We start from the raw sequence: 11,538 nt of genomic DNA, 5'->3' as shown, positions 1-11,538 counted from the left end.
TCACCGCCAGGCTCCAAACGAAAAAGCCCCGTCGCTACCGCGTCGGGGCTTTTTTTATGGGCACTCGTACAATACCGACTCCGTGCAATCGGTGAGTACAAGCGGGCATCAGCGCTTTCCGATGTCTCTTATTGCCTCATGGCTCGGCGCGAAGATTTCTTTAAAACCACGGTCGTCGGCCTCGAGCTCTTTTAAATAGACGGCGCGCCCGAACGAACCGGCAAGGTCAGGGGCTTCACCAACCACCCAGTGCGACTGCGAGTAGCACGCAACGAACGCGATATAATCGAGTGCGGTCACATCCTCGGCTTATTCAGCGTAGCGCCTCAACCTGCGTGTGGTAAGTGAGTTCGGCGGCGCAGGTTGTTCGATGAGTAGACCGATCGAGCCAAATCCGAATATGGACGGCGTGTGTCGATCTTGCTCCGACTCGTCGGGAAGCGAGTTGTAACCGTGGCATGATTGCGTCGATTACGATGTTTCCGGTACAAGGTTGAAGTGTTGACAACGCAATCATCGTCTGTGCGCGATGGTTCGAACAGGAGGTCATGCTTCGTGTCGGTGATTCCTCGCATACTCAAACTAGACGCCGGTGGTCTGCCCGTGGAGTGGGTTGATTGGCGCGAGGCGGTCAGTCTTTATTTCACGGACAAGATTGCCTGGGAAGCCGGTACCGAGAAAATCCTGCTGCGCGGTGGCCGGTCGCGGGATACGGGAATTCGCAGCGAGCTGTCGATCGACTCGATCATTGCCGTTCGTGACCGGTCTCATCGCTTCGCCCGTAATCTGGTGCCGACACTCACGCGTCGGGAGTTGTTTCACCGGGATGGCGGGCTATGCATGTATTGCGGAACACATCTGAGTTTTTCTCAGATGCAGATTGAACATGTCGTGCCCCGGTCTAAGGGCGGCGAGCATGCTTGGCGCAACGTGGTTTCGACCTGCGAGCCGTGCAATCGCTACAAGGACGATCGAACGCCGGAGCAGGCGGGCATGAAGTTGTTGGCGTTACCGTACGAGCCGAATCTCGCGGAATGGTTGATTCTGGCGAATCGACGCATCTTGGCCGATCAACAAGCCTTTCTCGAGCGTCTGGCGCCACGACGCGTACGGGTGGCGAGTTAGAACGGTTATACCGCCCGGCCGAACACGTTTATCAGCTGCGGTGTACTACGTGCTGCGGTGCTGTTGCGAATGAGAGTTTCCTGCTCGGCTATGACATGCAGGAATGCTTCCGTGGTCGCTTGGGCCAGATGATCGGCGATGCGAGACTCGGCGTGCAAAGCGATAACGGGCGTCTCGTCATCGAGAGACGCCAGCGTTGCCCTGTACGACCGCGATACCACCGGTACCAGCTCGGCGCGAATATGCTCACCCGCGTGATCACGAAGAAATTGCGTTGCTGCAGTCGGACTGCCGTTTAGTACCGCCTCGGGGGCGGGGAAATGCAAGTCGTTGATTGCTTCGCGAAGAATGGGGCCTGCTTGGCTCGCAGTGCTTGCGGCCGCCCGGCAAAGCCGTTCGTAGGCATGAGTGTCGCCACCGGTCGCAGCAAGCGGCGGGAGGCGATAGCCGTCGGGCGCGCCGAAGCCGTGGCGGGCCCCGAGCTTGATGACCGCGATACTCGCGCCGTCGGTCAGCATACTTTTCAGGCCGTCGACTACATCGTCACTGGACAGTCGTCGCGCGCGCGATGTGCTTTCCGGTGACGGGGCGGCCAGGACGCGCTCCATTCGTGCGCCGAGGCTGCTGGTCTGCGCGCCCGTGAACAGAGTCAGTAGACTGGATGCCAGCAGGCCGATTGCAAAACGTCGCATGCCGCTTCGGACCTCTTCGCCCATGGCCGATGGGTCAAGCTAGCATGGCGATCAGCTGCAACCGACTAACAAACGTTCCAAAATCGCGGCCGGGGCATTGCCCGAATCGGCCGGAGCCGGACAGAATATGGCGATGAAAATTTCTGCCGAACAGATTACCGCGGGTATCCTCGCCGGCGGCGAAGGCCGGCGGCTAGGCGGCGTCGACAAAGGTTGGTACGTCGTCGCCGATCGGCCGCTAATCGAACATACTCTTGAACGCGTGAAGCCGCAGGTCGGGCGGATCGTGATCAGTGCGAATCGCTCGGTGCCTCGCTATCGCGGCCTGGGTTATACCGTGCACGGTGATGACACCGACGATCACCGGGGCCCGCTCGCGGGTATCGCGACCGTACTCAAGGCAGCGGCGACCCCGTACGTTCTCATCGTGCCCGTCGATACGCCGCTGCTGCCACTGGATCTGGTGTCGCGGCTGGCTGATGCCATGCGCCCCGATACCGATATCGCCGTCGCACGTACGCCCGACGAACTGCACCCGTTGCACGCACTGATGCGTCGCTCCCTGTTGGACGATATCCAGGCGGCCTTGTTCTCTGGCGTACGCCGGGTCACCGAATGGCAGCAGGACACCGCGCGTGTCGTGGTCGACTGGGCGGATGCCGAGGCGTTCGCCAATATCAACCACGACGAAGACGCCGAGGCTCTGGCCGGCCGACTCTGATTGTCGAGCCGTCCGTCCGGCATCTCCGATCGTTCCCCGATCGCCAACGAGATAGCTCATGTCCGTGACCTCACGCCAGTCGGACTTCCGGCCCGACGATAATGCCGCCCCCATGGCGCTCGCCGAGGCGCGCCGTCGTATCGTGGACTCGATCCGGCCGGTTCAGGAAACCGAGCGGGTCGCACTGCCGCAGGCATTGCACCGCGTGCTCGCCGAACCCGTGGTGGCCGGCGTGGATGTCCCGAGCGCGGCGAATTCGTCGATGGACGGCTACGGCTACCCCGCGGCCAGTGTGCCGCAGGCCGATGCACGTCTTGCGATTATCGGCCAGAGCCTGGCTGGACATCCGTTCGAGGGCCACGTCGGCCCGGGCGAGTGTGTTCGTATCACGACCGGAGCGGTGGTGCCGCCGGGCGTGGATACCGTCGTCATGCAGGAAAATACGCGGCTCGAGCACGACACGCTGGTGCTCGAATCGCCCGCCGCACCGGGCGCCAACATCCGGTTGGCGGGCGAAGACCTGTCGCGGGGCGATGTTGTGCTGCCGGCAGGCAGCTTCATCCGTCCGGCGGATATCGCGGTGCTGGCTTCGGTCGGTGCGGCCGAGGTGAGCGTAGTTCGCCGTCCGCGGGTGGCTTTTTTCTCGACCGGCGACGAGCTGCGGCCGATCGACGGTCCGCTGGCGCCAGGCGAGATCTACGACAGCAACCGTTACGGCCTGGCCGCCCAACTCGATAGCCTCGGCATGACGGGCGTCGATCTCGGCGCCGTCGGGGATACGCCCGAGGCGCTGGCCGACGCATTCGATCGCGCCGCCGATTGCGATGCCGTGATCACGAGCGGCGGCGTCTCCGTCGGTAGCGCGGATTTCGTGGTCGATGTTCTGGGAGAAAAAGGCACGATCGATTTCTGGCGCGTTGCCATTAAGCCCGGAAAGCCGTTGGCTTTCGGTACCGTCGGGGGCGCCCGGTTCTTTGGCTTGCCCGGCAACCCCGTCTCGACAGCCGTGACGTTCATCCAACTTGTACGTCCGGCGTTGGTCCAACTGGCCGGGGGCGTGCCGGCCGCCCCCACGCGCCTCACATTGCCTACCACGACCGCACTCACCAAACGGCCCGGACGAGAACATTTTCTGCGGGCACGAATGGACTTTACGAGCGCATCGCCGCGCGTGACCGCCATCGACCATCAGGGCTCCGGCGTCATGCGCTCGATGAGTCGTGCCGACGCCTTCATCGTATTGTCCGCCGATAGCGCCGACGTCCCGGCCGGCGCGCTGGTCACGGTCGAGCCGTTTGCCCAGCCGGTTTGGGGGCTCGCCGCGTTTTAAGCGCGCGAGCGATTCGGCGAGGCCGCATGCATGCGTCACGGACGAGTGCACTCTGCAACGATTGAATAAGTCGTACAGACAGTGACTGCGGGCAATCGGCCGTGGGATTCGGCGTGCGCTCGAAATATTACCGATTGATTCATGCGGCCGATTCCGAGGATACTCGACCGCAACACAATCGAATACCGCCGACGGTCCCTGCACCATGCTGCACGGGTAGGCTGCCCGCGCCTTATGACGCGACGCCGCCCGCCCACTCGGAGGGTATCGACACGCTGATCCGGGCCGCCCCCTGTCTCGGGCGCCGCCGGACCCGATGTCCATACGCTCTAAGCAGCTGTGCAATCGGTGGCGGACAGGAGCGCCTTCGTGGATCAGGAAGCAGAATTTTTCGACATCACCGTCGACGGCCAGGCGGTAACCGTGCGTACCGGTCAGCCCCTGCCGGAAGCTCTCGATGCGGCGGGCATCTACATGCCGCATCTTTGTTATCACCCGAATCTAGGCTCGATTCAGACCTGCGATACCTGCTTCGTCGAGGTCGACGGCAATCTCGTGCGTGGCTGCGGTGTCACGGTCAAGCCGGGAATGGAAATCGGGTTGAACGTCGACGAAGCCTCGTCGGCGCGCATGGAGGCCATCAACCGGGTCACCGCGAATCACGAGCTGTATTGCTCGGTGTGCGACAACAACAACGGCGATTGTGCCGTTCACAACACCGTGCGCGACATGCACGTCCCGGGGCAGTACTACGAATATCGTGGCAAGCCGTACGAGAAGGACTACTCCAACCCGTTTTATATCTACGATCCCGACCAGTGCATCCTCTGCGGGCGCTGTGTCGAGGCCTGCCAGAACCTGCAGGTCAACGAAACGCTGTCCATCGACTGGTCGCGCGAGCGCCCGCGCGTGATCTGGGACGACGACGTCGCGATCGAAGACTCGTCCTGCGTGTCCTGCGGCCATTGCGTCACGGTTTGTCCCTGTAACGCGTTGATGGAAAAGACCGCGATTGGCAATGCCGGGCCGATGACCGCGCTGTCGCCGCAGAATCGGGATGGCTATCGCAAGTTGGGCCGCGCGGCCATCGATCTGGTCAAGTCGGCCGAGCACACCACCGGCTACGGTCCGATTTTCGCCGTCTCCGAAGTCGACTCGGCCATGCGCAAGACCGAGGTCAAGCGAACCAAGACGGTTTGCACCTATTGCGGCGTTGGCTGCTCGTTCGAGATGTGGACGCGAGAGCGCGAGCTGATCAAGGTTCAGCCCAAACCCGAAGCGCCGGCCAATCAGATCTCGACCTGCATCAAGGGCAAGTTCGGCTGGGGCCATATCAACAGTGAACATCGCCTCACCAAACCGCTGATTCGTGAAAACGGTGCGTTCCGCGAAGCCGAATGGGACGAGGCCTACGCACTGATCGCAAAACGCTTTACCGAAATCCGCGATCAGCACGGGCCGGATGCCCTGGCTTATATCGCCTCCTCGAAGTGCACCAACGAGGAAGGCTATCTGATGCAGAAGTTCGCCCGCGGCGTCATGGGCACGAACAACATCGACAACTGCTCGCGCTATTGCCAGGCGCCGGCGACCCAGGGCTTGTGGCGTACCGTCGGCTACGGTGCGGACACCGGCTCCATCGCCGATCTGGAAGCCGCCGAGCTGCTGCTCATCGTGGGCGCCAATACCGCGGAAAGCCATCCGGTGATCGCGACCCGCTTCAAGCGGGCGGCCAAGTTGCACGGCCAGAAACACATCGTGGCCGATCTGCGGAAGAACGAACTGGCTCAGCGTGCGGACCTGCACCTCAAGCCGGAACCCGCCACCGACATGATCTGGATGAACGCGATCTCGAAATACGTGATCGACAACGGCTATCACGCTGAGGAATACATCCGAGAGCACGTCGATCATTTCGAAGACTTCAAGGCCTCGCTAGAAGATTTCACCTTCGATTTCGCCATCGAGCGCTGCGGACTGACGCGCGAGGAACTGCAGAAAACGGCCGACATGATCGTCGAAGCCGACACCATCTGCGGCGTCTGGGCGATGGGTGTGACCCAGCACTCTATGGGCTCCGATACGGCCACTGCGCTGTGCAACTTGCTACTGGTCACCGGCAATATGGGGCGCTTCGGTTCGGGCGGTTACCCGATGCGCGGACATAACAACGTCCAGGGCGCCTCGGACTTCGGCAACATGCCGGATCGCTTCCCGGGCTACGAGTTCGTCTCGGACGACGAGGTCCGCCAGCGCTATGAAAAAGCCTGGGGCGTCGAGCTGTCCAAGAACAAGGGCCTGAACAACCACCAGATGGTGCACAACATCCACGACGGCGATCTGAAGTCGCTGTACGTGGTTGGCGAGGACATGAGCATCGTCGATTCCGACGCGCTCAACGTCCAGGGCGCATTCGAGAAGCTGGAATTCTTTGTTGTCCAGGACATGTTCTTCTCGCGCACCTGCGAGTTCGCGGACGTCGTCCTGCCGGCCAGCCCGTCGGTCGAGAAGGAAGGCACCTTCACCAACACCGAGCGTCGTATCCAGCGGCTCTACCAGGTGTTTCCGCCGCTCGGCGATTCCAAGCCCGACTGGCTCATCCTCACCGAGCTGGCCAAGCATCTCGGCCACGACTGGGGCTATACCCATCCCAGCGAGATCATGCACGAAGCGGCCGGACTGGCGCCCATGTTCGCGGGCGTGCACTACGACCTGCTCACCGACTTCAATTCGCTCCAGTGGCCAGTCGCGGCCGACGGCACCGACGCGCCGGATCTTTATCCCGAACTGAAGTTCCACTTCGACAACGGGCATGCGAAGTTCCACCCGGTGAGCTGGACCGAGCCGACCGATCAGCTCGACGACGAATACGACCTGCATCTCAATAACGGCCGTCTGCTGGAGCATTTCCACGAAGGCAACATGACCGACGAAACCGGCGGCATCGTGTACAAGATCCCGCATGGCTTCGTGGAAGTCTCACCGGAGCTGGCCGAAGAGCGCGGCCTGAAGTCCGGCGCCGTCGTGCGGCTGAAGTCGCGGCGCGGGGCGATCAAGGTTGCCGTGGAAGTCACCGATCGTGTCCAGGGCCGCCAGCTGTACATGCCCATGCACGGCAAGAAGAACATCGAGGCCATCAACGTGCTGACCAGCTTCGAGGCCGATAAGGACACCGATACCCCGGCCTACAAGGAACTCGCGGTCAACATGCAGGTGCTCGAGGACCATGGCCCGGCGCCGCTCAAGCCGAATAACCAGCGCAACAAGAAGCGCCATCCGACGAGCGGGGTACAGGTCGATCAGAAGTGGGAGCGCGACGACTACAAGCGCCCGCCGAAGATGCGTCCCACCGGCAGCGGCTTGTAAAGATACGGCCTATTCGATTTATGCCACGGCGGCGGTCGCTCGATCCGGCCGCCGTCCGACCAAGGATTGTTGCCATGGCAGAACAGATTCATTACCGGCCTGAACAGGCCCATCATTTCCGGCCCGAGACCCGCGACGAGCTGGAGAAATTCGAAGGCCGCATCGCCGAGATCAACGGCCTGCTGGACCAGCTCTACGAGTCGGGCCTGATGCGCTGGCTCAAGGACTTTGTCGGCGCCATGCCGGAAGTCTCGATGATTGCGCTGGAGGGCCTGAACACCGAACAGGGACGGGCCGGCATGCGCAATCTGCTGGTGCTTGCTCAGCAGCTCGGCAAACTCGACCCCGATCGCCTGGAAGGCATGTTCAATGCCATGCACGCCGGCGTCGACCGGGCCGACGACACGGCGACCGGCAAGCATGAGTCGCCCTACGACCCGCCGGGCGTGATGGGTGTGTTCAAGCTGCTGCGCGACGAAGAGCTGTGGCGGACGCTCGCGCCGGTGATCGAGGGCGCCAAGGCGTTCTCGGCCGAGGCGAATCGTCGTCGCGAGCAGGCCGACGGCGATCCGGACAAGAGCTAGCCTTCGCCAAGCGGTTGGGGCCAGCGTGGCTAAATGATGCCGGCCACGCGCAATACGAACACGCCGGCGGTCATCGTGACGCTGGCGGCCAGCGTGGTTACGGCCACGATATTGGCCGCCAGACGCGCGTCCCCGCCCATGGCTTCGACCATGATGAAACTCGCCGCCGCGGTCGGACAGGCGAAATAGAGAAACATCAGCCCCAGCTCGCGCGGCGGATAGCCGAGCAGCCAGCCGCCGAGTACGGCGGCGCCGGGCAATACGGTCATCTTGATGGCGCTGGCCGAAAACGCCACGCCGCGCGCGTCGTAAAGCGCACGCACCGACAACGCGCCGCCGATACAGATCAGCGCCAGCGGCAGGGTGAGTTGGGCAAAGTAGTTGCCGCTGGTCATCACCCACTTCGGAATGGGCACGCCGCTGGTTGCTACGGCGACCGAGGCCAGCGTCGCCAGGATGAGCGGGTTGGTCACCACGCCGCGCGTAATCGAGCGCCAGTCCGCGCTTGCGCCCGGCTGGTACCAGGTCAGCACGATCACCGCGAGCACGTTGTAGATCAGGATCACTTCGCCGACCAGCACGCTGCCGGCCGACAGCCCGAAGCCGCCGTACATATTCTGGGCCAGGGCGAGGCCCATGATGCCGCAGTTGCCTCGAAACGCGCCCTGAACATAAACGCCGCGCTGGATCGTCGGCACGCGCCAGATGGCCCACAGCCAGATCACGACGAAGCTCACCACGGTGGCCAGCCCGAAATAGGCGATCATGCCGGGGCGGATCGCTTCGCTGAGATCGGCGCCGACGATGGACACGAAGATCAACGCCGGCATGCTGCCCTTGAACACGATCTTCGAGGCGGCGGAGACGAACCGATCATCGATCCAGCCGGCGCGACGCATGGCGATGCCCACAAACACCAGAGCGAACACGGGCAACGTGACGTCGAGCGTCTGGATGAAGATCGCCGCAATATTCATGGACAGACCGGTCGCGGGGCAAAAAGGCGAACGAGACGCCAAAGTGCGCGCCAGTATAGACCTTCGATCTTGGTCGGATACAGCAGTCGCCGGTTGTCATGCCCCGGAAAACCAACGACGCGCTTTATCATGAGGGCCTGATTTATGCCCGATGTGGTGTTGATGTCCCCATCTTTCGACGAATCGCCCGCCGGCGACTCCGAGCAGGCCGCGGCGCGCGAGCGCATCGGCATCGCCACTTATCGCGACGGCGTCTGGCAAGACGCCGAAGACACCCTGGCCGTCGAGCGGGCGCTCGAGATCCATGTCGCGGGCGCCGAGCCGCTGATCACCATGCGCACCCCCGGCCACGATCGCGAACTCGCTGCCGGCCTGTTGCACGGCGAGGGCGTGGTGCGCTCGGCCGACGATATCGTCTATTTGCGTCACAGCGCGGACGAGCCCGACGTGATCCGCGTGATGCTCAAACCCGAAGCGCGCGAGCGGCTCGATCGCATCGAGCGCAATACGCTGGCCACCAGCGCCTGTGGGGTGTGCGGCAAGCCCAGTTTCCGGGCACCGCGGTCGGGGCGGTCGGCTAGGGCGATCGATCACGATTGGCGCGTCGATCCGGCATGGTTGCTGGCCCTGCCGGGGCGGATGCGCGCGGCGCAGGCCGTGTTCGAATCCACCGGCGGGTTGCATGCGGCCGCGTTGTTCGAGGCCGGCGGCGATCTGGTGGCGCTGCGCGAGGACGTCGGCCGACACAACGCGCTCGACAAGCTCATCGGGCGTGCGCTACTCGACGGCGCGCTGCCGCTGTCACGCCATGTGCTGATGCTGTCCGGCCGGGCGAGTTTCGAGCTCATGCAGAAAGCGACCGCTGCCGGCATCCCTGTGGTCTGCGCGATTTCGGCGCCGAGCAGTTTTGCGGTCGACTTGGGGCGCCAATTTTCGACCACGCTGGTGGGGTTTTTGCGTGACGGGCGTTTCAACTGCTACAGCGGCGCGGCGCGCCTGCGCGCCTGATTCGTCGGCCGCGCGCCACTTGGGTCGACTTATGCCCAATTGACCGGATGCCTCGTGCGCCCGAGCCTTGGCGTCAACAGCGGCGCAACAGTCGCGTAATCAATCGAAACTTTTGGGGAAAAACATGATGGGTCGATCTTTCTGGACCGCCGGCGTGCTCGCCGTGGCGATGGCGCTGGCCGGCTGTGGGCAGTCGAGTAATGATCAGAGTCAGAGCGCCAGCAGCGGCGGCGATCAGAACGGCAAGCAGGCCGTCAATCTGATCTTCGGGACCGGCGGCACCTCCGGGACGTATTACCCGATCGGCGGCGCGCTCAAGGGCGTGTTCGAGAAGAGCGATCTCATCGACAACGTACAGGTGGTCTCCACCGGCGCGTCGGTGCAGAACATCAACAACATCATGGACGGCACCAATCAGATCGCCATCGTGATGAGCGATGTCGCCTACGATGCGCTCAAGGGCAATAACCAGTTCAAGGGCCGTCCGGCCAAAATCGATGCGATCGCCGGGCTGTATCCGAACGTGGTCCAGATCGTTGCGCTCGATGGCTCGAACATCCACAGCGTGGCCGATCTCAAGGGCAAGCGCGTGGGCGTGGGCAAGGTGGGCTCGGGCGTGGAGGCCAGCGCCAAAAAAGTGCTGGCCTCGGCCGGGCTGAAATACGACGACCTCGCCAAGGTCTCGCATACCGGCTATGCCGACTCGGTCACCGACATGAGCAACGGCAACCTCGATGCCGCGTTCTTCACCTCCGGCGTGCCCAATTCGTCGATCACCGGGCTGATGCAGAACACCAAGGTCCACTTCGTGAACGTCGACGGCGACACGGCGAAGAAGCTGTTGCAGAAGTATCCGTACTACGAAAACTACGACATCGCCGCGCACACCAAGAATAAGTACGACCTGGCCAACGATGTGCATACGGTCTCGATCCGCAATCTGCTGATCGTGCCGGCCTCGATGGACAAGGCCGTGGCCAAGGACCTGACCCAGCGCTTCTATGACTATCTCGGCTCCGACAGCGTCTCGGTTGCCGCGCTCAAGCAGTTCGATCGCAACACGATGAATCAGAATCTCGTGCTGCCGGTGCATCCGGGCGCCAAGGCGTTCTACGACACGTTGAACAAGGGTGGCGACGGCTCGAACGACAACACCGATAGCGCGAAGCAAGACAACGGCGCGTCCTAGTTGGGGCGGCGTTATCGCGGGTGGCGGGCGTGGCGGCTCGCCGTCGGCGGCGTGCTGCTTGTGGCGGTCGCGCTGTGGCTGGGCTGGCCGCGGCCGTGGCTGGAGATCAAGCACGGCACGACGTTGATCGCGGTTTATCCCGGCGCGTCCGGCACGCGGTTTTCGCTGCGCTGGATGCACTCGGTGGAACGCGAGGACTGGATCGAGTGCTATCGCGTCGTGGGCCGCAAGATCGATATCGCGGCCACCCGGTTCAAGACCTTTGGCGCCGGCGTGCCCGCACACGCCGGGCGGCGGACGCAGCTCGTGAACGGCTGGGTGGTCATGTCCGGCATCGATCGCGACGTGGATCCGCTGACCGTCCAGGCCGCCGCCGCCGAGCGCTATCGTTTTCGCTATGGCGATGGCCTGTGGCATCGCTTGTCCTACGGCCGCGCCGAGCCGATTCTGGTGTTCGCGATCGTGCGCGCCCCGTTGATTGCCGTTGCCGGGTCGCGGCTGGCCACGCTCTGGCGTGGTCCGGACGCGGCTTCAACCCGAAGCTGA

Annotated in this window: 11 protein-coding genes; 8 read left to right on the top strand and 3 right to left on the bottom strand. The window is 63.2% G+C overall.

The features are described from left to right. Positions 1 to 108: 108 nt before the first annotated feature. Positions 109 to 300 (bottom strand): hypothetical protein, encoded by a 192-nt coding sequence (locus C41B8_RS16240; RefSeq protein ID WP_037340552.1) that lies wholly within the window; start codon positions 298 to 300, stop codon positions 109 to 111. Between the two features lie 255 nt (positions 301 to 555). Between C41B8_RS16240 and C41B8_RS16235 the strand changes: the two genes are divergently transcribed. After that, on the top strand, positions 556 to 1,125 hold the full coding sequence (locus C41B8_RS16235; protein ID WP_198025253.1) for an HNH endonuclease: 570 nt from the start codon (positions 556 to 558) through the stop codon (positions 1,123 to 1,125). Positions 1,126 to 1,130: 5 nt separating this feature from the next. Here the strand turns inward: C41B8_RS16235 and C41B8_RS16230 are convergent, their stop codons facing one another. Then, on the bottom strand, positions 1,131 to 1,841 hold the full coding sequence (locus C41B8_RS16230) for a DUF4197 family protein (protein WP_037340550.1): 711 nt from the start codon (positions 1,839 to 1,841) through the stop codon (positions 1,131 to 1,133). Between the two features lie 109 nt (positions 1,842 to 1,950). Here C41B8_RS16230 and mobA point away from each other — a divergent pair, with 109 nt between their 5' ends. From mobA to C41B8_RS16210, 4 genes are all read left to right on the top strand, one after another. Continuing rightward, positions 1,951 to 2,538 carry a molybdenum cofactor guanylyltransferase MobA gene (mobA, locus tag C41B8_RS16225; RefSeq protein WP_037340580.1) on the top strand — a complete coding sequence of 196 codons (588 nt, stop codon included), beginning with the start codon at positions 1,951 to 1,953 and terminating at the stop codon, positions 2,536 to 2,538. A gap of 58 nt (positions 2,539 to 2,596) precedes the next feature. Next, a complete protein-coding gene (gene moeA / locus C41B8_RS16220) occupies positions 2,597 to 3,868 on the top strand; it encodes a molybdopterin molybdotransferase MoeA (RefSeq protein WP_051883680.1) in 1,272 nt (423 codons plus the stop codon). 369 nt (positions 3,869 to 4,237) lie between these two features. Beyond that, positions 4,238 to 7,234: a formate dehydrogenase subunit alpha gene (gene fdhF / locus C41B8_RS16215; RefSeq protein WP_037340549.1), complete on the top strand. Its 2,997-nt coding sequence runs from the start codon at positions 4,238 to 4,240 to the stop codon at positions 7,232 to 7,234. Between the two features lie 74 nt (positions 7,235 to 7,308). Continuing rightward, positions 7,309 to 7,818 carry a helical membrane plugin domain-containing protein gene (locus C41B8_RS16210; RefSeq protein WP_037340546.1) on the top strand — a complete coding sequence of 170 codons (510 nt, stop codon included), beginning with the start codon at positions 7,309 to 7,311 and terminating at the stop codon, positions 7,816 to 7,818. Between the two features lie 29 nt (positions 7,819 to 7,847). Here C41B8_RS16210 and C41B8_RS16205 read toward each other — a convergent pair whose 3' ends face one another. After that, entirely contained in the window at positions 7,848 to 8,795 is a 948-nt protein-coding gene (locus C41B8_RS16205; RefSeq protein ID WP_037340544.1) for an AEC family transporter, read from the bottom strand. 162 nt (positions 8,796 to 8,957) lie between these two features. Here C41B8_RS16205 and fdhD point away from each other — a divergent pair, with 162 nt between their 5' ends. The 3 genes from fdhD (at position 8,958) to C41B8_RS16190 (ending at position 11,538) form a co-directional block, all read left to right on the top strand. Beyond that, entirely contained in the window at positions 8,958 to 9,803 is an 846-nt protein-coding gene (fdhD, locus tag C41B8_RS16200) for a formate dehydrogenase accessory sulfurtransferase FdhD (RefSeq protein ID WP_084189141.1), read from the top strand. A gap of 124 nt (positions 9,804 to 9,927) precedes the next feature. Further along, positions 9,928 to 10,992 (top strand): TAXI family TRAP transporter solute-binding subunit, encoded by a 1,065-nt coding sequence (locus tag C41B8_RS16195; RefSeq protein ID WP_084189140.1) that lies wholly within the window; start codon positions 9,928 to 9,930, stop codon positions 10,990 to 10,992. Further along, positions 10,993 to 11,538: a DUF1850 domain-containing protein gene (locus C41B8_RS16190; RefSeq protein ID WP_037340542.1), complete on the top strand. Its 546-nt coding sequence runs from the start codon at positions 10,993 to 10,995 to the stop codon at positions 11,536 to 11,538.

The organism is Salinisphaera hydrothermalis C41B8 (assembly GCF_000732535.1).
GTDB lineage: Bacteria > Pseudomonadota > Gammaproteobacteria > Nevskiales > Salinisphaeraceae > Salinisphaera > Salinisphaera hydrothermalis.
The sequence above is the reverse complement of the archived record's forward strand: the minus strand, read 5'-3'. Positions and strand labels throughout refer to the sequence as shown.